Genomic DNA, 22,786 nt, shown 5'->3' with positions numbered 1-22,786 from the left:
TTAAAATCCTGAAGCATGTTTATACCCCTTCCTTCAATATTTCTGCAATCTCTGAGACATCATCAGCACAATATCTGGGCTTGAAGGCACAGAGCTGTTTTGTGTCCCCGTCTCCGTAGGTAACCCCAACACAGTCAATGCCGTTTTCTGCTGCGGCTGCAGCATCACTCCATGTATCTCCGATGTAGACACAGTCACTGTTTTCTAATCCTGATTCCTGTATCACATGGGCAATCATCTCACTTTTTGTTCTTTCCCTTCCCGGAAGAGAATCCGGGGAGATCCATCCGGAAAACAGTTCCGACCATCCCTTCTTATCAAGGAGTCTTTCCAGTGCTTCCTCTGCCTTCATTGTGACAATATAATGGATCACCCCTGCCTCTTTGCTTTCCAGGAGGAACTTGCGGATTCCCGGATAGAAATATGTATTTTGGTATTCACAAATCGTCCTGTAATGAATCCTGACCAGATCCTCATATACTTCATATTCTTCCTCATTTGGGGCCGGCTGAATCTGGCGAAACACATCTTTTACAGTTTTTCCAAGATTGCTGTCATCACTTTTAAACTCTTCCGGAAGTGTCCCGCCGCATTTTTCAGCAGCGTATTCCAGAGATCCCCATACATCCCTTCTCGTATCCGCCAATGTTCCGTCGAAGTCCCATAAAATCATCCTGTACTTCATCAATGATAGTTTTCCAGCGTTTTATATAAGAGGTCCATAAAGCCTGGAAAGTCCAGTTCCAAAGCAGCCTCCGCATTAGGCTGTTCCCCTCTGAAGTCCATCTGAGGCTCTCTGCACAGATCAACAGCCGGATCTGTCCCTCTCAGATGACGGTAATCGCATACGGTCATTCCCCTTGTCAATTCGCCTTTCAGCTCAATATCAATGTGCATATCAGCCGCCTTAATCAATGAAGGATCAACCAGCCATGCCACTGCGCAGGCGTCATGCATATTGGCTCCGGAAAGTGATGCACTCTTGATGGTTGTATCAATAAAGAATTCGGTCAGGTCCGCTGCAAAGTTTGCCGCTTTGGTTCCGATCTCACGGAATTTTGCAACATGCTCTGCTGTAAGGCAGCATTGTCTGGTCAGATTAATACCGGACATTTTTACATGAAGTCCTGAGTTAAATACCCGATAGGCTGCTTCCGGATCCACATAAATATTAAATTCAGCTGCAGGAGTCCAGTTTCCGTATGTAACGGACCCTCCCATGATGCTGAGTTCTTTGACACGCTCCACGATCCCCGGTTCCCTGTTGATTGCCGCCGCAATATTTGTCAGAGGACCTGTTGCAATCAAAGTAACATCATCTGTATTCATAACGGTTTCCACAATAAAGTCCACCGCATGCTGATCCTGTGCTTTTATGGAAGGCTCCGGAAGAACAGGTCCGTCCAGCCCTGTTTCCCCATGAAACTGCGGCGCAGTTACCAGCGGCACAGCTGTCGGGCAGGAATGTCCTGCAAATACAGGGATATCGGTTCTTTCCAGCACTTCCAGCACCTTCAGGGCATTTTTAGTTACGTTTTCCAGCGTACAGTTTCCGCCGATGGTGGTGATTCCCAGCACGTCCAGATGCTGTACTGCCAGCATCATGGCAAAAGCGTCATCATGTCCCGGATCACAATCTAAAATAACTTTCTTCATTATTGTTTCTCCTTTTCTTTACTGATGTTCCTCCAAAAATCTTTTTAACTGTTCCAGGTCAGGACAGGTTCTTGCGCCCTTTCTCTCCACTGTATATCCGGACACTGCGTTTCCTGCGGACAGACAATCCCTCAAAGTTCTGCCTTCCAGAACCGCACTGATAAATCCGGCATTATAGACGTCTCCGGCTCCGACCGTATCCTCTACTGTAACTTGAAATGCCGGCGCCTCTGCCTCTTCAGCCGCAGAGAATCCGTAAGACCCCTCTTTTCCGTTTCTCACGATCACCGCACGGCTGTCTGTGACAAACGATTTGGCATTTTTTCTCCAGTCCCTTTTTTCACCCAGATAAGCAAATTCATCTGTTCCCGATCCCAGCAGATATGTGGTATATCCGATAATCTCGCGGACTGCCTTTTCATAATCCGGGTCCAGCACACCGTTGTCCACTCTCAGATTCAGGTCAAAGGACGTGGGAATCCCCGCTTCAAAACATTCTTTGAAAATCCGGATCACAGTCTCCCGCGCCGACGTGTCATATGCAAGACACATTCCGGATGAATGCACCCAGTCTGCTTTAAGGATCTTTTGAAAAGATACTTTTTCCGCATCCAGTTCCTTAAATGACTGATGCTCCCTGGGCCATCCCCATAGATAGCGTTCCCCATATTCGTCAATGAAGGCAAATACTCCGACTGTGTTCAGTTCCGGCTCAACAATCATATCAGAGATATCTACGCCTTCTTTCAGGAGATCATTTTTAATGTACCTGCCATACTGGTCTTCCCCAATCGTGCCGATCAGGCTTGTCCCCACGCCAAGCCTTGCAAGGGCAACTGCCGTATTGGCAGAGGTTCCTCCTCCCAAGAGAGAAGGCTCCGGGTAGTCAACCAAGGTTCTCTCTTTATTCCGGAACCTGGGATAAGGTACAATGATGTCCACATTGGCATCGCCGACAACAACGACATTATGCATTCAGCGCCGCCTCAATGAACGCCTGCACTTTAGCCGGATCTTTGCAGCGTTCTGTATCAGCGCGTTCGTCATCATAATTCGTAAGACTGAAGGAATCCACGCCGTATGGATGTGTAATATAAATCGCCTCTGCCACATTGGAGGCTTCCAGCCCGCCTGCAATAATACAAGGCACATCTGTACTTTCAATGATTTTTTTGTCTATTTCCCGGTCATGTGTAAGACCTGTAGCTCCAATGTCTCCGGCTGACGGAGCCTTTGTGTCGATCAGGAAAAAGTCGGACACCGGCTCATAATCTTTGATGTACTCCATAACCTTTTGTTCCTCCAAAGGAACTCCAGCCAAAACAGGTATCGCCTGCATGATCTTAAGGCCCGGAAATCTGTTCTTAAGTTCCTGCACCTGAGCAGGAGTAATGCCCTCAATGTCTCCTGATAAATGCATGACATCCGGATAAGCCGCTTTTAAATCCTCGGTGATTTCATCAATATCTTCTGAGACGGTAAGACCGATTCTTACTGCCTCCGGCTGAACACCTTCAAAAATTTCCTTTGCACGTTCACAAGACAGCTGTCCGGGAGTCCTTTTGATCTTTCCGTAAGACACTCCGAGATGATGTCCTCCCATCTCCACAACCATCCTTGCATCTTCTACTGTCCTGATTCCATAAATCTGAATTTTAACGTCTGCCATTTTCCTAAACCGTCCTTTCGTTTTCTAATGCTTCCATAAATGCTTCTGTTGTAAAAACTGTCTGCTGCAGGCCCGCCCCCTGTGCCACTCTTGTAATCGGCGGAGGGAGAACAAAACTTTTATTTAATATCTCAGCCTGTGCAAACACCTCTTTGGCCCTGCCGTCCAGAATCACCTCCCCTCTGCACATGACAACAATCCGTTTAAAATTGTCTGCGGCAAATTTCATATCATGAGAAATGGTAATACATAGCTTTCCCCTCTCTTTCAATGTCTGAATGATTCTGTGCAGTCTTAAATTCCCCTGCACATCCTGCCCGCAGGTGGGCTCATCAAAAATTACCGCATCCGGGTTCATCATAATCACAGCCCCGATTGTACAAAATTTTTTCTCTGCGGCAGTCAGGTCAAACGGATGCACATCCAGCTTTCCTGTCATACCGACCAGATCTGCCGTCCACTCCATTCTCTCCTGAATTTGCTCCTGTGACATGCCGATCTGTTTTGGTCCGAATTCAAATTCTTTTCTCACGGATTCCAGAAACAGCTGGTCATCGGGATTTTGAAATACATAGCCAATGTGTTTTGACCACTTTGCAGTAGACCGTGTTTGGATCCGTTCACCGTTGATCAGCACATCCCCTGATGAAGGCCGCAAAATCCCGTTGAAATGCTTTACAAGTGTAGTTTTTCCGGCTCCGTTCTGCCCTATAACCGCTACAGGGTCGGTTCCTTCCATCACCAGATCAATTCCTTTCAGAGCTTCTTCACCGGACGGATACACATAGCGCAGTTTCTTCAATTCAATCTTCATCTCTCAAGAACCTCCTTTACCAGCTTAATAGTCGGCTCCTCGGCAATCTCAATGCCGGGTCCGGTATCATACCGGCCGTTCAGCGCCCGGCACAGTTTGACATAATCCGGTACCCCGATTCCATGCCGCTCTATAAGAGGATTTCCGAAAATCTTTTTTGGTTCATCCAGTGCAGCCGCCTCTCCCTGATCCAAAACCAAAATTTTGTCTGCGCACCTTGCCACCCTCTCCATATCGTGATCCACCATAATTACAGTGATTCCCTTTTCATTCAGCCGTTTGACAATATCGAAAATTTCTTCGCTTCCGGCGGGATCCAGCTGTGTAGTGCATTCATCCAAAACAAGAATTTCCGGCTCCATAATAAATGCGGAGCCAAATGCTACTCTCTGAACCTGGCCGCCGGACAGTTCCAAAGGATTTTTAGAAAGAACATGGTCAATTCTCATCAGTTTCGCCACATATTCCACTTTCTCAGCCATCTTTTCCCTTGGTATTCCCCGGTTTCCCAGCCCATAGGCCAGTTCCTCGGCTACCGTGCCCGCAGTGTAAGAAAGCTGATTAAACGGATTCTGGAATACAAAACCAATCTTGGCTGACAGTTCTGCAACAGAACTGTCTTTCACCAGCGTTCCGTCCACAAAAACCTCTCCTGCCATCTTTCCCATAAAATAGTGAGGAATCAGACCAGCCAATGCACTGCACAGAGTGGACTTCCCCGACCCGTTTGCGCCGATTACACAGAAGAAGCTTCCTTTTTCTACTTGAAAACTGATATTCTTTAGTGCTCTGCGTTTTGTCTGCCGGTATTTAAAAGAAAAATCCCTGACCTCTAATACTATCTTGCCCATTTACTCTCCCCTTTTCTATATCAGCCCAAATTTCTCAGCCAGTGCCGCTGCACAGGCCGCAATGAAAAATACAGTCAGGCACAGGTCCACTGCTTTGTCTGTGCGGGTTTTATCAGCCTCAACGTAAGTTGTCTGTTTTACTCCTTCAATTCCAAAGCCTCTTGTCTCCAGTGTCATTCCTCTTTCCTGGGCATCCGTAAGAGATGACATAACCACCGGCCCCAGCAGGGGTATGTAAGCTTTCACTCTGGCAGCCAGGTTTCCTCCTGTTTCCACTCCCCTGGCCTCCTGTGCCTCCTGGATCACCGCCATTCTTTTCTGCATCTGGGGAACCACATTCAGGCTGGCAAGCACCAGATAGCCGGCTTTCGGCGGCAGGCCGCTTTTTGTCAGTGCAGCTACCAGTTTTCCTGAGTAGGTCGTTTTGTTCATAATATAGAACGTCCCCAAAAATACCAGAAGTGTACTTATAATTTTCATTGCGTAGCGGACCCCTTCCAGCCCCACCTGTGCAAAGCCTAAATCTGCGATGTATGTCACATTTCCCGGATAATAGCATCCCTGAATGAACATAAGCATAAACGTAATCGGTATTCCGAATCCAAACATAATCTTAGCGAATTCTTTTAAAATGCGGCCCGCGAAAGCAGCTGCAAATAATCCTGCAATAACCACAGGGCCAAGCCATAAATACGGGAAAATCAGTGTGCCGATCCCAAGGGAAAAGACAGCCAGGATCTTTGTCATTGGATTCAGCCTTTCGATCATTGTGTCTTTAGGAACAAATGTGTTTGATATCTTTGTCATCCGGTCCTCCTTAATCCTCATCATCTTCCCAGTCATCTCCGCCTCTGTCCGGTGCGTACTGACTCAGGAATCTTTTAGGTATCTTCTGCATAATCACATATGCGATCAGAAATGTAATTCCTTTATCAATCAAATTTTCCAGCATGGAAGTGGACAGTACAGAAGTTATGATGTTTTTTGTAGCTACGATCAATGATGCCGTCAAAACAGAGGTTCCGGTCACACCCGTGGCTCCGCCGTAGACGAAAATTGTGATGACAGATGCAGAAACTGTATTCGTGAGCGTACATGCCAGCCAGGTCAGAACAGCTCCCCAGACTTTCCGAAAGAGCCCTGCTCTTACCATATAGCCTGTCACCACCGCACAAAGAACACTCACGATCGAGTACGGCAGATAAACCGGATTTGCCGCCAATGCCAAAAAGATGTTTGTCAGCAGTCCGCACAGGGCAGATACCCATATTCCGGAAAGACACGCGACAACGATGGTTCCGATCATATCTAAAAACAGCGGAAGCTTCAGTGCGGAACACAACGTCCCGCCAATCAGGTTAATACCCACTGCGATGGGGATCAGCACTAAGGACTTCGTTGAAAACTGTGCTTTGATACCTTCTGTAAATGTCATCTTTTTCTTACTCATAGTTTTATCCTCCTCTTTTCATAACTGTGCGCCAGAATACAGGTTTTCATTTAATATTTGCATTAATTTGTTTTAAGAAACTATTTTCCGAAATCATTTTCCTATATAGAATTTATCACTCAGATTATGGTTTGTCAATATTTTTATCATTTTTGTTATTTCTATCATTTTTTCTGTTATTCTGTTGTACATTTTGCACATTCGGACATATTGACATCTATTCCTACTTTGTCTATTATGGGAGATAGGATAAAACTGGAGGGAATTATATGAACATAAAAGAAATTGCACAGCTGGCAGGTGTCTCTGCCTCCACCGTCTCTAAAATTGTCAATCAAAAGGATGAAAGCATCAGCAGCGAAACCAGAGAAAGAGTTCTGAAAATTGTAAAAGAGTATAATTACACCCCTTATGCAGCGGCTACAGTAAACCCTGCAAAAACATGGATTCTTGGTGTTCTGCTCCGTTCCTCAATCTCTCTGGATTCCACGCTGGACGGAATCATGCAGACTGCCCAGGCAAACGGATACAGCGTCCTTGTATATAACAGTTACTCCGATATAGAACAGGAGCTTAAGAACATAACTTCTTTATGCAAAAATAATGTGGACGGCATCATCTGGGAGCCGGTGTCCAGGGAAAGCCTCTCTTATACTTCTCAATTCCAGAATATGAACATTCCAATGATGACCATCGGCCCCAACGGCGGTGATCATTCTCACATGATTCCCTATGAAGAAGCCGCTTACCGGATCACCCAGGAATTGATCAACAGAAGGCATAAGGATATTGCCTGTATTTTAAAAGAGGGACGCCGGACCGACGCTTTCTTAAATGGATATAAAAAATGCCTGTTCGACAACCACAGGAAGCTGGATAAAGATCTGATTTTTTATAATCTGGACGAAGCCCTGATACATAAGGTCAACTCCCACAGTATCAGCGGTGTTATCTCTTCCCATTACCGTGAGGCATTAAAATTCTATCAGCTTATGAACACTCTCAATTACAGAATCCCGGAAGATATTTCGCTCATTTCCCTGAAAAATGATACGATGGAGGATCTGGCTTTCCCGGATATTTCTGAGATTTCCACCTATACAATGCTGAACGCTGATTTTGGTTCTTACCTGTGCAATAAAATGATTGCTGAAATAGAAAAAAGGACGGATACTCTGCATTCGTTCGTCCAGGAATTTCAGCTGGACAACCAGACCACCGTCAGCGTGCCTTTTAATTTAAATGCTCCAAAGATTACTGTGGTGGGAAGCATTAATATTGATACCTATCTGAATGTCCCTCAGCTGCCTCACAGCGGCAAAACCGTCAGCACTTCATCCTCTTTTATCTATCCCGGAGGAAAGGGCATGAACCAGTCCATCGGTGCGGCAAAGCTGGGCCACCGTGTGACGCTGATAGGCAATGTAGGATCAGATCTGGATTCGGCCTCCATTTATAAGTCGCTCAAAGAGTACGGGGTAGAGCCTTTCGGAGTGAAACGATGCAGCCAGACGGATACAGGAAAGGCATTTATTTTTGTAGAATCCGGCGGACAGTCCATGATCTCCGTCCTTCCGGGAGCAAACGATATGCTGACTCCGGAGGACATCAGAAACCGCCGCCGTTTCTTTAAAAATACCGGCTACTGCCTGATACAGTCAGAGATCCCTCTGGATACCGTTGCAGAAGCGTGCCGCATCGCCCATGAATACGGGGCAAAAACAATCTTAAAACCTTCCGTATACGGGAAGATTCCAAAAGAAGTGCTGTCCGAAGTGGACATCCTTGTTCCAAACGAAGATGAACTGAATGAACTGTGTCCGGGCCCTTACACTTTACAGGAAAAAACCGCATCCCTGCTGGAATGCGGTATCGAAATTATAATCGTCACACAGGGTGAAAAGGGCTGTTATGTCAGATCTGACGAACTGGAAATGTATTTCCCCGCTGTTTCTTTTCCGGCCGTAGATAATACAGGGGCCAGCGATGCTTTCATCAGTGCGCTGGCAGCCTATCTGCTTTATGGATATTCTCTGGAACAGGCCGTAAAGATTGCTACCTATGCTGCAGGTTTCTGTATCTCACGGGAAGGTGTTGTGCCGGCACTGATCGACCAGCGCAGTCTGGAAACATTTATTAAACAAAAAGAAGACTCTTTAATCTGACAAAAAACCGCAGCTTTTTAGCTGCGGTTTCTCTATATACATCTGAATATATCAACGGCATGGCTTGTAATACCCAATAAATCTTCACGCTCACAAACAGATAAATGGTATCTCAAATACAATTCAAATGTCTCGTCATCCATCGCATCCACTGCTTCACGCATAAATAAGGCGCATCCGTCTGACGCGGCGTAATGCAAACGTTTTACAGGAAATACGGACATCAATTCGTCAATGTCTTCTTTCCGGCAAAGTTCAAATAAATCTTTTTCCTCCGACTTGGAGGCAAATGTCTCGGAGTCAATCAACCCTTCTTTAATATACTCTGCAACATTGATATTCCCGCGATGGAATCCTTCATCAAGGAGACAGCCGTCAGATATGACATACGCAGCAAAAACCACACCGCCTTGTTTTGTTACACGGATTGCCTCCTGCAGAGCCTGCCGTTTATCTTTTGCACTGTATAAGTGATACAGCGGACCTAACAGCAGCGTAATATCATATTTATTGTCCGGAAAAGACGATAAATCCATGGCATTTCCCTGAGTTATTGTTATTTGTTCCCCGGGACGGGTATTTTCCTGGAAAATGTCTATATTATGCTTTACTAACTCCACTGCATCGACTGCATATCCCTGACGTGCCAGAGCATGAGAATACCGCCCGGTTCCCGCACCGATTTCAAGCACACGGTCCCCTGATCTTATATACTTTTCAACGTAATGCATTGTAGTCAGAAACTCAACTGATCCATGTTTTTGTACAAGGCGGCTGTCCTCATCATAATGATGATAAAAGTCTGTTAAGTATTGGTTTGTCTTCATACAGTACTCCTTTAATGATCCATCCAATTCCAATCTGGTTTTTCTTGTCTTATAAAAGCTGACAAAACATTTCTTACCATCTTTTCAGCATTGTTTCTGTCTAACGTTATTTTTTTTGCTGCTGTTAAGACTGCTATTCCATGGGTGTAAAGGAATAAGTCCAAAAATATGGTTTTAGCCCGTTCCAGCTCAATTCCAACAGTTTCTGAAAACGCTTGTGCCCTTTTTTCATTGTCGAATTCCTTATAAAAGTCCTTCGCCTCTGTCATTTTCAGTTCCATATCATCTACGAACAAAAGCTTGAACAAATATGCTTCTTCCTGAGCAAATTCTATGTAGGAAAGGGGAAGAATTAAATAAGGGTTGACAGTTGCAGAATCGCTGTAACCCGCTACATACTGCTCATAATATTCATATGCAAAGGCTAGAAATTCAGTTTTTAATTCATCCATATTTTTATAACAAGTAAAAATCGGTCTGGTAGAACACTGTAATTTGTCTGCAATACTTCTGGCATTTACCGTTTCATATCCTGTATCCCTGGTAATATCCAAGACAATATTCAAAATCATTTCTTTGGTTATTTTTGCTTTCGGCGGCATAAAACTACACTTCCCTATTGAAATCATCGTTAAATTACATTCGTTACATAACAATAGTTACATATTAAACAGACAATGTCAATACTTCTTTATTCAAATCCTCTGACTCTTTCTGCAATGACGGCTTTCCCCTCCAGTATCCGGTATGCGGCCAAAGGGATCACAATACACGCTGCTGAGGATAACAATACAGCGGCCAGTACCGGCACCCAAGGCACCGTAAACGGAATGTTCATATAGTTCATAGACTGATAACACAGATAAGTTGCGCCCAAGCCTGCTGTGGCAGTGATCAGAAGTGATGATGCTGCAAATAACAGTCCTTCCCGCACAAGCATGGACTTCACCTGTCTTCTGGTCATTCCCACACTTTCCATGACCGCCAGCGTCACCCGCCGGCTCTGGATGTTTCCGAAAACAGTGTTTATGTAGTTCGTCATGCCGATCAAGGCAAGAATTACAGCGATCCCCGCTCCGACTCCTGTCATATTGCCTTGTGCCTTTCTGGTCACCTTCATGTTCTCAATCTTAGAATCATAAGAAAGATCCTTTGCAGCAGTACCCTGCTCCAGACTTTTCTTTATCTGCGCTTCTGTTTTTTCGTCATATTCCTTCTGGTACCGTATATTTAATTTGATAATATAAGGGGCCTTTACCTGCTGCCTGAGGAAACGGCTGCTCACGATGACAGCCGGTCCTTTCCCCATAAATCCTCCATAGTATTCATCGTCTGTAAATCCGGCAATCTTCATCTGTGATATTTCTGTCTTCTGTCCTGCTGCCAGACGGTATTTCACCCTTTTAGTCTTATCTGCATCCAGCTGCAGACCGCTTCGGTATATAATACAAATCTTTCCGTCTTGGAACTGTTTTTTGTCAGCAGGCTGTTCGAGATTTTCATTTAGATCGTCAAATTCATCATCCCCGATTCCCACCATAACAGCTCCGTATTTTTCCGGATGTTTCTTATAATCTTCGATATCATCTTTGTAGGAACTATACATCCACACTTCATAAAATTTTCTCATCCATTCGTCAGAAAACTCCGGCTCCCAGGGCAATTCCATTTTTGCCCCCAGCATCGTGTGTATCCCTTTGACTCCTTCATTTTCTCTGATCTTTTTTACGGCCGAAGGCTTTATAATTTGCTTCCATTCTTCCTCATCATCCTTCATAGCCGTATCATTTCTGACTGTCAGATCTGTATCCATATAATTAGACACAATCGTCCTTGCACCATGGCTGTCAACAATTGTAATCAGGCAAAGACATATAGATAAACTGGCTGCAAGGGAAAGAACTGCAATCCCTGTTTTTTTCTTATCTCTGCCAAACTGTTCCTTTGCCATTCTCCAAAGAATATTTCCTCTGCCCGGCTTACGCCTGTCTTTCTTTCCGGATGCCGCCTGATAGCCCAGTGCTTCTACCGGGGATACAGACACTGCGGTTCTAACAGGCTTTAAACTTCCCAGGTATATGGTGACTGCTGTGATAAATACACTCACAAAGAAAATGAAAGGATGGAATGAAATGTGAATGGCGCTTTCCCGGATGCCGAGGCTTCTCACAACATGGGGTATGATAAGAAAAGAAGATGCAAAGCCAAGGAGCATCCCGATTCCGATCCCTGCCGCTCCTACAAACAGCATCTGTTTTTGCAGATATTGGCAGATCTGTTTTGAAGTCATGCCCACAGTCCGCATAAGTCCGTAATAACGGATATTCCTGGAGACAGACAAATACAGGATGTTATAAATGAGAAGATAAGCACTCAGACAGGTTATCAGAACCAGACCGGCCATTCCTGCCAGGATTCCTACAGACTTCTTCATCTCTCCCATAACTTGAAAGCTCTGACGGCTGCTGAGGTTTAATCCCTCCTGAAATTTCAGCTGCTCTCTCTCAGAAAGGATCCTGCTCTTAAATTTTACATACAGCACGCCCATATTGCCCAGCTGGTATCCGGTTTTTTTGTAGAACGCCTCCGAAACACCGAATACCTGCTGATCTCCGTAGCCTTCCCAAATACCGGTGATAAGAAAAGTTTTTGTGTGCGATCCCTTCAAATCAGCATAGGTCAGCTGAAAGGAATCTCCCACGTCCAGGTTTTCCTTTCCGCAGTCTTTCAGAGCTTCCTTTGTAACCATTAACTCATTTTCCTTTTTCGGATAATATCCCCTGACCTTTTCTCTCGCCGGTCTCATCTGAAGCCCCCAGGAGGTATCATCATTCCAAATAAGAGAGGTATGCAGAGTATCATCTGCATCTGTTTTTTCGGCATACCCTGCATATGCCCCTACGCCGGCTGACAAAACGTCCGGATGGTTTTTACAGAAAGCTTTCTGCCTGGCCGTAAAGCCGCCCATTAAGGCTGCATCATAATCAGCCCCGTGCATATGAATATTTTGTATCCTCTGCATCTGAAAATATGTGGTTCCCACGGTCAGAACGCTGAAAAGCATGAAGGCAGACAGCATAACAGCAGCAATGATCACAGCAAATTTCTGCCTGCTGCCTTTGAGGGATGATACGGCCATCTTTGTAATAATTTTATGATTATTATTTTCCAGCATAATCTCTGCTCCCTCCCACAATCCTGCCGTCCTCGATATGGACAATCCTGTCAGAAAGCTGTGCGATATCCTGGTCATGGGTAATCAGCACGACGGTCTGCTGAAACTGTCTGGCCATTGTGCGCAGAAGTCCCAGAACATCATGTCCGGATGCCGTGTCCAGATTTCCGGTCGGCTCATCAGCAAGTATGATCGCCGGTTTTGATGCAACGGCTCTGGCAATAGCCGCACGCTGCTGCTGTCCGCCGGACAGCGTATGAGGCATTACCGCTCTTTTTTCTTCAAGATTTAACAAAGTTAAAATCTCGTCCACAAATTCTCTGTCTACAGGGGTGCCGTCCAGTTCTATGGGCAGTGTAATATTTTCATAAACATTCAGGTCCGGCACCAGATTGTAGTGCTGGAATACAAAACCAATATTTCTTCTGCGGAAAATAGCAAGCTGTTCCCTGTTCATCTCCCCTAAATCCCTTCCTCCCACAAGCACTTTCCCCGCTGTGGGTGTGTCCAGGCCTCCGATCATATGAAGCAGTGTACTTTTTCCGCTTCCCGACTTTCCGACAATAGCGATAAATTCACGTTCTCTTACCTGAAAATTCACTCCGTCCAATGCCCTTACGGTGTTATTTCCCAGTTTGTAATATTTTTTTAATGCCTGTGTGCTCACAATCTCTGATTCCATTGTTTTATCTCCTTCCTTTGATGATTCAAGCATATCTCATAAAAATCACAAACTGTTCACAAAGCATCATATTCACAAAACTGTGACCGGAATAAAAAGCTTATCTGTTGGGAAGATACAGCCTGAAATCAGCCCCGGCTCCCGGTTCGGACCTGACCTCAATATAGCCGTTCTGAAGCGTCATGATGTTTCTCGCCAGATAAAGCCCTACCCCGATTCCTTCCTGATCATACACCTCCGGCTCCCGGTAAAACCTTGCAAAGATCTCTGCCTGCCGCTCCGGAGCAATCCCCTTTCCGGTATCCTTTATACTGATTTTTGTGAAAATCTCCTGGACAGACACTGAGACCCGGATACTTCCGCCCTGTCCTGTATATTTCACTGCATTTTCCAGAATATTAAACAATGCTTCCTCGGTCCATTTGCTGTCATGCATGACCGTGACTGAGCTGTCACAATCCACAGACAGCCTGATCTGTTTTTGCTCTGACTTGGGTACGATGGACGACACGGCCCTGCCCAAAGTCTCCGATAAAGACTGTCTTTTGCAGTGGACCCCGATTACTCCGGTCTCAAGCCTTGACATTTTTACCATGCTTTTCAGCAAAAAATCTAATTTTTCTGTCTGGGCTCCGATCTTTTGCAGAAACCGGTGCTCCTGTCCGTTACCCTCTTCCTGAAGAAGTTCCACATACAATTTTATATTGGCGATGGGAGTTTTCGTCTGATGAGAAATGTCAGAGATCAGTTCCTTGATCTTTTTCTTTTCCTCCAGACTTTCTGCATTCTTCTTTTGCCAGATCCGGTCCAGCCTTTTGAGCCTCTCATACACCTTGCTCCACAAAGTATCTTCATCGTCCGCATCTTGCTCCATCTCCCTGCCTAAAGCCATGGCATCTAAACATGACTCCAGCCTGTTGGTAAAAGCATAGATTTCTTTTTTCATGCGCCGCCTGCTCAAACCCATATAAAGGGCGGCAATGGCAAAAACTGCCGCCAGTATCATCATTTTGTCCATTGGTATCCCATCCCGTAAATATTTGTTAAATACCGGTGCTCCTGATCTTCAATCTTTTTTCTCAGACGGTTAATATTCACTGCCAAAGCGTGCTTATCCACAAAGTTTCCATCTGTGTCCCAGACACGTTCCAGCAGCAGAGAATACGGGAGCAGCTGGCCTCTGTTAGATACAAACTGCTTCAGCAGGCGGAATTCTGTAGGGGTTATCATGCATTCTTTTCCTGCTTTCCAGACCTTTGCCGAAGCAAAATCAATCTTTAAAAATCCGTCATCAAATAATTCCTGTCCATTCTGCCCTGCTCTCTTTAAAACTACTTTAATTTTATGTTTTAATATTCTCATGGAAAATGGCTTTGTAATATAATCCTCCGCCCCCAGCCCATATCCTTTCAGCGCATCTTCTTCCAAATCCCTTGCCGTCAAAAACAGTACAGGAAGGTCACTCTGGCCTTTAACCCAGCTGCAGAAAGAAAATCCTTCACCATCCGGCAGGTTTACATCCAGCAGCACCAGATCCGCATGTTCCCGCAAATATAAGTCTCTGGCTTCCGCCAGGGAATATGCCTTTGAAGCAGCATATCCCTCTTTCTCCAAAGCATAGCATATTCCTTCATTCAGTTCCCTGTCATCCTCGATCACAAATATCTTCTGCATCCTTCACCTCCGTGTCATTTCCATTCTATTTTAACATATGAAATACCCGGGCACTTAAAAATTCACAACTATCACAGAACTGTGACTGATTCCCGGTGAAGTGTTTTTCGTTTTCGATATCCTGCGGAGCGTTTTTTATTTCATAAGGCGCTCTTTCCTATGAAATGAAAAAGGGCTGTACAGAAATATTTCCGCACAGCCGTCTGTTGTCCTACATACCATTCATAATCGTCACAGCTTTTTGCTGCCGGAGGACGAAGTCTTCATATATTTGTTAATTGCCCGATTTAACGTTGTTCTGTCCAGCGGTTTGGCCAGGTGTCCGTTCATACCTGATTGTTTTGCCATACTGATGTCTTCTGCAAAAGCATCGGCTGTCATAGCCAGAATCGGAACTGTCTCTGCATCACTTCTGGACAGGGCCCGGATGGTCCTCGTTGCCTCATATCCGTCCATGACCGGCATCTGGACATCCATCAGAATTAAATCATAATAATCTTTTGGAGATTGGCTGAAAGCATCAACTCCCTGAGCCCCATCGGCCGCAATCTCTATCTGTGCGCCAAGATCCTCCAGCAGTTCTTTTGCAACCTCCTGATTGAGCATATTATCTTCTACTAATAAAAACCTTCTGCCCTTAAAATCCGTCCCGATATCCGAAATCTCCTGTAGTTTTGACTGCTGTCTTCCAACCACATACTTTCTGAGTCCTCTGCATAATGTTGAAATAAAAACCGGCTTTGAAAGAAATCCGCTGACTCCTGCTTCAAGGGCTTCTTTTTCAATATCGCTCCAGTCATAGGCGGAAATAATGAGAATAGGAAGCTCTTTCCCGCAGAGACTCCGGATATGCCTGGTCGCCTGAAGTCCATCCATATCCGGCATCTTCCAGTCCAGAATCACTGCATCATATCTTCCCCCTGCCCGTTTTGTTTCCTCAATCTTTTTGAGCGCCTTTTCACCGCTGTCTGTCCACTCCGCATATACACCAATTCTCTGGAGCATCTCCACAGTATAATTACACATGACCGCATCGTCATCTACAACAATCACATGCAGTTCCGGAAACTGTTTTTCTGCCAGCGTATTTTGTTCAATTTTCAGGGGCATGGATATACGGAATGTGGTCCCCTGCCCCGGCCTGCTCTCTGCCTCAATGTTTCCCTTTAACAGCTCCACAATCTTTTTCGTGATGGCCATGCCCAGACCTGTTCCTTCCGTCTTATCTACACGGCTGTCCCTCTCTCTGCTGAATGCATCAAAAATATGTTCGAGAAACTCCGGAGTCATTCCTATTCCTGTATCACGGACCACAAATGTAAACATTGCTGTGTCCGGATCGGGAGACTCTGTTTCTTCTACATCCATCGTGATTTTCCCGCCTTCCGGAGTAAATTTATTGGCGTTTGACAATATGTTCAGAAATACCTGTCTCAGCCTCAATGCATCACTGAAAAACTGCTCGTGGATTACATTTTTCAGGCGGATTGAAAACTGCTGATTCTTTAACTTCAGCTGGGGCTGCATAATTGCAACAATATTCTCCAGCACCTCGGGCAGAGACATAATATCATTCTGCAGTGCCATTTTCCCGCTCTCGATCTTTGACATATCCAGAACATCATTGATCAGCCCCAGTAAATGCTGGCTGGACAAAGATATTTTCTTCAGACAGTCTTTCACTCTGTCCGCATCATCCATGTGAGTCTCTGCAATATCCGTCATACCGATAATGGCATTCATCGGAGTCCTTATGTCGTGGCTCATACGGGACAAGAAGTCTGATTTTGCCTGATTGGCCTTCTCGGCAAGCCCAAGTGCATTCCGGAGTTCTTCCGCCTGCTTCTCCAGCTGTCTCTGCATATGCCGCAGTTCGGTCTCATTTGTCACATCAATATAAACGACCAGATAAACCGGATACCCCGCCTGCCACTCTACACAGACCGCATTGATCTGAAACCATGCTTCACTGCCCTTCCAGCTGTTCATACGCACAGTAAAATGGACCGGTTTTCCGCTCAGCAGACGTTCCTGATTTTCCAGAAAAATCTCCTTGTTCTGCTCTATATTTTTCCGAAATAAAGAGTAGTCCATGTTCTTCCAGCTGTCTTCACCAAAAAAATCCAAAAATCTTGTATTGGCTTCCATGAGAATAAAATTCAGATTTTCTTCTACCCGGTACTTTGCAACAAATCCCGGAAGATTATCGTATGTAATAGACTGTTCCATTTTCATCTTCATGACATCACTGATATCTGTCATTACCGTGTAGGACACCTGACAGCCGTCTATATATTCATCTATGAATGTAGCAGACATATTTACCCAGATGTATTCGCCGCTTTTCCGGCGCATCTTGTAAGAACTTCTGAACCCGCTTTTTCCCTCCTGAACGGCCTGCACAACTTTCTCGCCGATTTTTTCCCACAGTTCTTCATCATGAATGCCCAGTTCATCATTGATATAATACCTGTCACACTGGTTCTGGTAGATTTCCTCGTATTCTTCTTTGCTGTAGCCGATCAGATCGTAATAGTAATCATTGGCCCAAATCAGAGTAAAATGTTCATCCAGCAGATGTTTGCTGACACTGGCCCCGAGCATGTTCATCAATGTCTCATACTCGTCATTATTTCCATTTCCCGTTCCCTGCTTATTCATAGTTTCCTCCGTTCCTGAGCCCTCTGTACGAATCAGTGACAGCTTTCTTCCTGTTTCAGCTCCGAAATACACTTTAAAATCCTTTGATATTCCTTTTTGGCCTGTTCTGCCATTTCCTCTGCCTCCGCTGTGATCCTGCCGTCTCTCAGTTCTTCTGTCAGAGATTCCACGGGCTTAAGCAGTGCTGTGAGACTCAGATTCATGCAGATACCCTTGAGAGAATGTGCGGCCCGGAATGCTTCATGTCCCCGGTTTTCCTCAAGGGCTTTTACAAGCTTTAAATAACTGTCATCCTCAGAAAATAAATAAAGGAATTTTTTCACTCTCTCCTTATTTCCAAGCCTGTTCTCTACATCTTCATAATCTGCGCCTATCCGCTTATAACATTCATCAATCAACATCTCTTAACCCCTTTTAACTTTTACTTTCATCTACCTTGTTCAGTTTATAATCAGTTTTAATTATTATATTCGATAATCCCTGAATATTCAATACAGAATGATCCTCCCGCCAGTATATATTTTTCCTGCAGAATTATGTTATAATATTAATTATTTCAAAAAGGAGACTCCGTTCATGCAGGATACCAGAATGACCGATATTATTTATGATTATTTTACTTCCAGAATACTGTCCGGCTACTATGTGCACGGCGACCGTCTGCCGTCCATCAGCTATATATGCAGGCATTTCCAGGTCAGTGCGCTGACCGTCAGGGCAGTATTCTCCAAGATGAAGGAGCAGAATTATATCGAGACCTCAGAGCGGAAGGCCGCCACCGTTATTTACACTCCGGTCAAACAGTCCGAACAGCAGTATCTTCATTATTTCCTTACGCACAAAGACGGAATGGAAGATATTGCACGATTCTCCGGTATTATCTTTGACCCTGTCAACAGTCTGTGTTTTCAGGAACAAAAGCATGAGACAGTAAAACGGATCCATTCTCAGATTAGAAAGACCAATGGCCATGCTGCCAAGCGGATCACCCGGTTTTATGCAGAGATCACACAGCAGTTTGACAATCCCCTTCTGCTTAATCTTTATTGGGAAATCGTCCGCTATTTAAGAATCCCTTATATGCGCACCCCTTCGGACTTTGATGATGCAGACCAGCAGGTTTCCGTTCATTATGACCGGCTGTTAAATTTATTTAAGAACGGGCAGGCAGACGAGGCAGCCAGGGAAGCGCAGCACTTTCACGAAAATCTGCTGAAAGAATTTCTTGGCCAGTTATCTAAATTGCCTGATAAATGCCCGCCGGCAGAGCAAGTCCCTTTCCGCTGGCATATTTACCGGAAACGCCCTCAGATATGTTATACTCTTGCTGCTGAGATTTTAAGCAAAATCAATTTAAACATTTACAGACAGGAAGAGTTTTTGCCTTCCTGCCAGGAACTTGCCCAGGAATATGAGGTATCTCCCATCACTATGCGGCGAACCCTTGAACTTTTGGGGAAAATGCGTGTCACTGAATCCGTAAACGGAATCGGCACAAAGATTGTTTCCAGAAGGAACAGAGACGCTCCAAATTTTTCACTTCCTCAGATTCAAGCTAATTTAAAGATCTTTTTACAGGCCCTCCAAATTTGTACCCTGACCTGCAGAAACGCAGCCGTCCATACCTTTTCTTCGCTGGATGCTGCAGGATTTCAGAAGCTTTCCGGCCAGATTCAAAGACATATTGACGAAAACACTCTTTATCTGCTGGGCGACACTTGTCTTCAGTTTTTAGGCCAGAACAGTCCCTCTGCTTTGATCAGGGAAACCTACCGCCAGCTGTATAAACTGCTGCTTTGGGGACATGCCCTTCATGTATTCTTCCATCGGCTGGAAAGCAGTGACTTTTACACAGAATATGCCGGCAGACTTCAGCGTGAACTCCGTCTGAAGAATGCGGAAGGCCTGGCAGATGCTGTTTCCGATCATGTTGCCAAATCATACGAAGTGTGCAAAGAACTTTTTGTACAGCTTGGGATTGAGCAGGAACGTCTGACCTAGCACGGGATGCATAGGAAAACAGATTTCTTTCAGCACCTATTCATGATAAAATAAAATATAATAACAACAACACAGGAGGAAATTATGGATTACAGAACATATCTTAGAAACTATCCTGATTCAGAAGGCCGTTTCGGCCCTTACGGCGGTGCTTATCTGACAGACGAACTCCGCCCTGCCTTTGAGGAGATTTCAGATGCTTACCAGACGATCTGCCATTCTTCACAGTTTATCAGCGAGCTTAGAAGAATCCGCAAAGAATTCCAGGGAAGGCCTACCCCGGTTTATCACTGTGAACGGTTATCCAAGCTGTACGGAAACTGTCAGATTTATCTAAAGCGGGAGGACTTAAATCACACAGGCGCCCACAAATTAAATCACTGCATGGGAGAAGGACTTCTGGCAAAATTCATGGGCAAAAAGCGTCTGATCGCTGAGACAGGTGCCGGACAGCACGGTGTGGCCCTTGCCACTGCGGCAGCCTTTTTTGGATTAGAGTGCGAGATACATATGGGTGAAGTTGACATTGCAAAACAGGCCCCAAACGTTACCCGGATGAAAATCCTCGGTGCAAATGTCGTCCCTGTTTCTCACGGATTAAAGACGTTAAAAGAAGCTGTAGATTCTGCATTTGAATCCTACGCTAAAAACTATAAAGACTCTATCTACTGCATCGGCTCTGCTCTGGGTCCGCACCCATTTCCGCTGATGGTCCGTGATTTTCAATCTGTTGTGGGATATGAAGCAAAGGAACAATTCCTGGAAATGACCGGTCTGCTGCCGGATGTGGTCTGTGCCTGTGTGGGAGGCGGGAGCAATTCCATCGGCATGTTTATTCCATTTGTAGATGAGGCAGTAGATATTGTGGGGATTGAACCTTTGGGCCGCGGCTCAAAGTTAGGCGATCATGCCGCCTCTATGACTTATGGGGAAAAAGGTGTCATGCACGGTTTTGAAAGCATCATGCTGAAAGATGAAAACGGCGAGCCTGCTCCTGTTTACTCCATTGCCAGCGGCCTTGACTATCCCTCCGTCGGTCCGGAACACGCATTTTTGCATGATCTGGGCAGAGTAACTTACGATACAGTGGATGATGAAGCCGCTATGAAGGCGTTTTTTGAGCTTTCCCGTTATGAAGGCATTATTCCGGCGATTGAAAGTTCCCATGCCGTAGCTTATGCAACAAAAAAAGCACAGGAAATGAAAAAAGGTTCCATTTTAGTGTGCTTAAGCGGACGGGGCGATAAGGATATTGATTATGTAGTAGAAAATTACGGATACGGAGAAAAATATCTATAATATTTAGACCAGTTCTCCGGCCTGCTGTCTCAGGGATGTGAATTTTTCTGTTTTTAGAATTCCCTTTAGTGCAGGCCGGAGAACTTGTATTATTATATTCCGTCTTCCATGATACTCCTGCTGTCTGCGGCTTCTCCCAGCCATGATGCCGCTTTGCGGAATCCTTTGTCAAACAGCACAGCATAAACTGATGCAAAGACATTGATTACAATTCTTAAAACAATGGCAGCCTGAAGTCCAAAAGCATCTGCGGCAATAGCCAGGGCACCAAAGGTATTAAATACAGTCTGCCATTCATATCCTGCAGAATAACCTACCCCGATCCCTCCTGCAAGTCCGATGAAAGGATACATGCTGTCCGGAAGGATCCAATATAAAGCCAGAAAAATAATACATCCTAAAATATTAAAAGGAGCTCTGCGTTTTGCCCTGTATTCCATATCCTTTGCAAAAGGGAGAAGTACAGACATCACAGCAATTCCGGCCCATATTACCCTGGGCATATGGAGCAGGGATACGGCAAGCATTGCAGTAGAGACCCCCAATGTCAGTCTTAAATACCAGCTGGTGCGGAAAGAACGCAGATCAAATTCCCGGAACAGATCAAAAAAGCTTCTCTTATAGCTTCTGTCTCTGTGATTAATATAAAAAACTGCCCCACAGATAACAGCTCCCACAGCCAGGCCGATGACTCTCATATAAAACTCATGCCCGCTCACATCATATCCCTGCAATAGTAAATATCCTAGTACAAAAGTTGACTGGTTCGCCATAAGCACATTGTGGCAGCCCAGCACTAAAATCCCCAGGATACAGGCTATATTGACAAAGCATGCCGGAAGCGGATCTATCATGTTTGAAAGTCTTGGACCAACAGCCAGTATACCAAAAATCAAAAATACTGCCCATACTCCATGGGATGTCTTAATACCAAAATCCACCTGCCTTAGCACCAGCAGTGTCAAAAGTACCGTCACTCCCACAACACTGTTTGATGAACCCAAAAATCCGGTATAAACTGCTACAACTGCAAAACAGAATGCAAGCACCATATACACTTTTAAATTATAAATAAGGATATGCCGTCTTCTTTCTTTCCTATCTTCCGTCTTTTGGATCAACTGCTTTGATCCGGCTGAGTTTAACTGTAATTCCTGATAAAATGTCAAAGAAATTCCTCCTTAAATATTTGATTGCTTTCTTTTATTTGCCTTTTCGATCAGTTTCATTAAAAGTTCAAAATTCTCTTCTCCCAGATTTTCCTGAAGTTCATAGAGCGGCCCAAGATAATAATGATACATGCGATCCAATTCCTCTTTGCCCTCCTCTGTGATTTTCAGAGAATAACTGCGTTTATCTCCTCTATTGTACAGTTTCGTGATCAATTTCTTTTCTTTCAGATCTTCAATCAGTCTGCTGACAATGGTTTTGCTCGCACCCATGGCACGGCTCAGTTCCAAAGGAGTCATTTTATCCCCTGCAAATGCCGTACGAAACAGCAGGTCTACTTCCTGCGCCGATGTCAGTGCACCTTTTCTGGATTTCTTCACATACAAACTTGAGAATAAACGAACAGCACCAAGCTTTTTCATTGATTCCAGCCAATTCTTATCTTTCATTAATATCTCCATATCCTCAATCAAACAAATAGTTTACTTTGTGAACTATTATATATAGTATTACTCCATGATCAAAATGTCAACACTCAGAACAAAGTGGCACGCCCACCTCATCTCCCCCAACCCTTCACTCTTTGAGGGGCTTGTACACTTTGCGCGCCAAATGCGATTGCCACAGGCAAATAATTTCTCTATGCATTTGTGCGCATCCTGCACGGAGTGCTTTTTCTTTCATAGGACGCG

At 44.9% G+C, this 22,786-nt stretch carries 21 protein-coding genes; 3 read left to right on the top strand and 18 right to left on the bottom strand.

The genetic code is table 11. The features are described 5' to 3' along the window. Window positions 1-19 precede the first annotated feature (19 nt). The 8 genes from KH180_RS06905 to KH180_RS06870 are packed head-to-tail and all read right to left on the bottom strand — an operon-like array spanning window position 20 to window position 6,440. Entirely contained in the window at window positions 20-673 is a 654-nt protein-coding gene (locus KH180_RS06905; RefSeq protein WP_290758291.1) for an HAD family hydrolase, read from the bottom strand. Between the two features lie 11 nt (window positions 674-684). Beyond that, on the bottom strand, window positions 685-1,656 hold the full coding sequence (locus KH180_RS06900; protein ID WP_290758288.1) for a nucleoside hydrolase: 972 nt from the start codon (window positions 1,654-1,656) through the stop codon (window positions 685-687). Window positions 1,657-1,674: 18 nt separating this feature from the next. Beyond that, complete coding sequence (locus tag KH180_RS06895; RefSeq protein WP_290758285.1) at window positions 1,675-2,631, bottom strand: carbohydrate kinase family protein; 957 nt, start codon at window positions 2,629-2,631, stop codon at window positions 1,675-1,677. Next, entirely contained in the window at window positions 2,624-3,325 is a 702-nt protein-coding gene (locus tag KH180_RS06890) for a phosphoribosylanthranilate isomerase (RefSeq protein ID WP_290758283.1), read from the bottom strand. Before KH180_RS06890 ends, KH180_RS06895 begins: the two co-directional genes overlap by 8 nt. Before the next feature lie 4 nt (window positions 3,326-3,329). Then, entirely contained in the window at window positions 3,330-4,139 is an 810-nt protein-coding gene (locus tag KH180_RS06885; RefSeq protein ID WP_290758279.1) for an energy-coupling factor ABC transporter ATP-binding protein, read from the bottom strand. Beyond that, on the bottom strand, window positions 4,136-4,990 hold the full coding sequence (locus KH180_RS06880) for an energy-coupling factor ABC transporter ATP-binding protein (RefSeq protein ID WP_290758277.1): 855 nt from the start codon (window positions 4,988-4,990) through the stop codon (window positions 4,136-4,138). Before KH180_RS06880 ends, KH180_RS06885 begins: the two co-directional genes overlap by 4 nt. Window positions 4,991-5,005: 15 nt before the next feature. Further along, window positions 5,006-5,797 carry an energy-coupling factor transporter transmembrane component T gene (locus KH180_RS06875; RefSeq protein WP_290758274.1) on the bottom strand — a complete coding sequence of 264 codons (792 nt, stop codon included), beginning with the start codon at window positions 5,795-5,797 and terminating at the stop codon, window positions 5,006-5,008. 10 nt (window positions 5,798-5,807) lie between these two features. After that, on the bottom strand, window positions 5,808-6,440 hold the full coding sequence (locus KH180_RS06870; RefSeq protein WP_290758272.1) for an ECF transporter S component: 633 nt from the start codon (window positions 6,438-6,440) through the stop codon (window positions 5,808-5,810). Window positions 6,441-6,709: 269 nt separating this feature from the next. On the opposite strand from KH180_RS06870, the gene KH180_RS06865 reads away from it, so the two are divergent. Further along, complete coding sequence (locus KH180_RS06865) at window positions 6,710-8,605, top strand: PfkB family carbohydrate kinase (RefSeq protein WP_290758271.1); 1,896 nt, start codon at window positions 6,710-6,712, stop codon at window positions 8,603-8,605. Between the two features lie 32 nt (window positions 8,606-8,637). On the opposite strand, the gene KH180_RS06860 is transcribed toward KH180_RS06865, so the two are convergent. From KH180_RS06860 to KH180_RS06825, 8 genes are all read right to left on the bottom strand, one after another. Then, window positions 8,638-9,432 carry a class I SAM-dependent methyltransferase gene (locus KH180_RS06860; RefSeq protein WP_290758269.1) on the bottom strand — a complete coding sequence of 265 codons (795 nt, stop codon included), beginning with the start codon at window positions 9,430-9,432 and terminating at the stop codon, window positions 8,638-8,640. 11 nt (window positions 9,433-9,443) lie between these two features. Beyond that, the gene (locus KH180_RS06855) at window positions 9,444-10,034 is read right to left on the bottom strand and encodes a TetR/AcrR family transcriptional regulator (RefSeq protein ID WP_290758266.1); all 591 of its coding nucleotides are present in this window, start codon (window positions 10,032-10,034) and stop codon (window positions 9,444-9,446) included. Window positions 10,035-10,123: 89 nt separating this feature from the next. Beyond that, window positions 10,124-12,607 (bottom strand): ABC transporter permease, encoded by a 2,484-nt coding sequence (locus KH180_RS06850; RefSeq protein WP_290758264.1) that lies wholly within the window; start codon window positions 12,605-12,607, stop codon window positions 10,124-10,126. Then, window positions 12,594-13,289, bottom strand: coding sequence for an ABC transporter ATP-binding protein (locus tag KH180_RS06845; RefSeq protein WP_290758261.1), 696 nt, complete (start codon window positions 13,287-13,289; stop codon window positions 12,594-12,596). Before KH180_RS06845 ends, KH180_RS06850 begins: the two co-directional genes overlap by 14 nt. A 100-nt stretch (window positions 13,290-13,389) precedes the next feature. Beyond that, window positions 13,390-14,307, bottom strand: a complete 918-nt coding sequence (locus KH180_RS06840) for a sensor histidine kinase (protein ID WP_290758258.1) — start codon at window positions 14,305-14,307, stop codon at window positions 13,390-13,392. Then, on the bottom strand, window positions 14,295-14,963 hold the full coding sequence (locus KH180_RS06835) for a response regulator transcription factor (RefSeq protein ID WP_290758255.1): 669 nt from the start codon (window positions 14,961-14,963) through the stop codon (window positions 14,295-14,297). The genes KH180_RS06840 and KH180_RS06835 overlap by 13 nt, the downstream gene beginning before the upstream one ends. A 231-nt stretch (window positions 14,964-15,194) precedes the next feature. Continuing rightward, on the bottom strand, window positions 15,195-17,624 hold the full coding sequence (locus KH180_RS06830) for a hybrid sensor histidine kinase/response regulator (protein ID WP_290758252.1): 2,430 nt from the start codon (window positions 17,622-17,624) through the stop codon (window positions 15,195-15,197). A 32-nt stretch (window positions 17,625-17,656) separates the two neighbouring features. Further along, window positions 17,657-18,025 carry an Hpt domain-containing protein gene (locus KH180_RS06825; protein ID WP_290758249.1) on the bottom strand — a complete coding sequence of 123 codons (369 nt, stop codon included), beginning with the start codon at window positions 18,023-18,025 and terminating at the stop codon, window positions 17,657-17,659. Between the two features lie 175 nt (window positions 18,026-18,200). Here KH180_RS06825 and KH180_RS06820 point away from each other — a divergent pair, with 175 nt between their 5' ends. Both KH180_RS06820 and trpB read left to right on the top strand, forming a co-directional pair. After that, window positions 18,201-19,625, top strand: coding sequence for a GntR family transcriptional regulator (locus tag KH180_RS06820; RefSeq protein WP_290758247.1), 1,425 nt, complete (start codon window positions 18,201-18,203; stop codon window positions 19,623-19,625). 84 nt (window positions 19,626-19,709) lie between these two features. After that, a complete protein-coding gene (gene trpB / locus KH180_RS06815) occupies window positions 19,710-20,924 on the top strand; it encodes a tryptophan synthase subunit beta (RefSeq protein WP_290758244.1) in 1,215 nt (404 codons plus the stop codon). A 92-nt stretch (window positions 20,925-21,016) separates the two neighbouring features. Here trpB and KH180_RS06810 read toward each other — a convergent pair whose 3' ends face one another. Together KH180_RS06810 and KH180_RS06805 are read right to left on the bottom strand one after the other, a co-directional pair. Next, the gene (locus tag KH180_RS06810) at window positions 21,017-22,093 is read right to left on the bottom strand and encodes an FUSC family protein (protein ID WP_290758241.1); all 1,077 of its coding nucleotides are present in this window, start codon (window positions 22,091-22,093) and stop codon (window positions 21,017-21,019) included. A 12-nt stretch (window positions 22,094-22,105) separates the two neighbouring features. Next, window positions 22,106-22,543, bottom strand: a complete 438-nt coding sequence (locus tag KH180_RS06805; protein WP_290758238.1) for a MarR family winged helix-turn-helix transcriptional regulator — start codon at window positions 22,541-22,543, stop codon at window positions 22,106-22,108. Between the last annotated feature and the right edge of the window lie 243 nt (window positions 22,544-22,786).

The sequence above is a fragment of the Anaerostipes sp. genome, from assembly GCF_018381315.1.
Lineage (GTDB): Bacteria > Bacillota > Clostridia > Lachnospirales > Lachnospiraceae > Anaerostipes.
Note: the sequence above shows the minus strand (reverse complement) of the source record. Positions and strands in the feature narration are given on the sequence as shown.

Bases quoted from the DNA above. Each gene is read 5' to 3' on its own strand.
- KH180_RS06885 (WP_290758279.1), bottom strand. From the start codon at position 4,139: ATGAAGATTGAATTGAAGAAACTGCGCTATGTGTATCCGTCCGGTGAA.
- KH180_RS06840 (WP_290758258.1), bottom strand. From the start codon at position 14,307: ATGGACAAAATGATGATACTGGCGGCAGTTTTTGCCATTGCCGCCCTT.
- KH180_RS06835 (WP_290758255.1), bottom strand. From the start codon at position 14,963: ATGCAGAAGATATTTGTGATCGAGGATGACAGGGAACTGAATGAAGGA.
- KH180_RS06865 (WP_290758271.1), top strand. From the start codon at position 6,710: ATGAACATAAAAGAAATTGCACAGCTGGCAGGTGTCTCTGCCTCCACC.
- KH180_RS06870 (WP_290758272.1), bottom strand. From the start codon at position 6,440: ATGAGTAAGAAAAAGATGACATTTACAGAAGGTATCAAAGCACAGTTT.
- KH180_RS06900 (WP_290758288.1), bottom strand. From the start codon at position 1,656: ATGAAGAAAGTTATTTTAGATTGTGATCCGGGACATGATGACGCTTTT.
- KH180_RS06880 (WP_290758277.1), bottom strand. From the start codon at position 4,990: ATGGGCAAGATAGTATTAGAGGTCAGGGATTTTTCTTTTAAATACCGG.
- KH180_RS06805 (WP_290758238.1), bottom strand. From the start codon at position 22,543: ATGAAAGATAAGAATTGGCTGGAATCAATGAAAAAGCTTGGTGCTGTT.
- KH180_RS06825 (WP_290758249.1), bottom strand. From the start codon at position 18,025: ATGTTGATTGATGAATGTTATAAGCGGATAGGCGCAGATTATGAAGAT.
- trpB (WP_290758244.1), top strand. From the start codon at position 19,710: ATGGATTACAGAACATATCTTAGAAACTATCCTGATTCAGAAGGCCGT.
- KH180_RS06820 (WP_290758247.1), top strand. From the start codon at position 18,201: ATGCAGGATACCAGAATGACCGATATTATTTATGATTATTTTACTTCC.
- KH180_RS06875 (WP_290758274.1), bottom strand. From the start codon at position 5,797: ATGACAAAGATATCAAACACATTTGTTCCTAAAGACACAATGATCGAA.
- KH180_RS06845 (WP_290758261.1), bottom strand. From the start codon at position 13,289: ATGGAATCAGAGATTGTGAGCACACAGGCATTAAAAAAATATTACAAA.
- KH180_RS06830 (WP_290758252.1), bottom strand. From the start codon at position 17,624: ATGAATAAGCAGGGAACGGGAAATGGAAATAATGACGAGTATGAGACA.
- KH180_RS06855 (WP_290758266.1), bottom strand. From the start codon at position 10,034: ATGCCGCCGAAAGCAAAAATAACCAAAGAAATGATTTTGAATATTGTC.
- KH180_RS06860 (WP_290758269.1), bottom strand. From the start codon at position 9,432: ATGAAGACAAACCAATACTTAACAGACTTTTATCATCATTATGATGAG.
- KH180_RS06905 (WP_290758291.1), bottom strand. From the start codon at position 673: ATGATTTTATGGGACTTCGACGGAACATTGGCGGATACGAGAAGGGAT.
- KH180_RS06895 (WP_290758285.1), bottom strand. From the start codon at position 2,631: ATGCATAATGTCGTTGTTGTCGGCGATGCCAATGTGGACATCATTGTA.
- KH180_RS06850 (WP_290758264.1), bottom strand. From the start codon at position 12,607: ATGCTGGAAAATAATAATCATAAAATTATTACAAAGATGGCCGTATCA.
- KH180_RS06890 (WP_290758283.1), bottom strand. From the start codon at position 3,325: ATGGCAGACGTTAAAATTCAGATTTATGGAATCAGGACAGTAGAAGAT.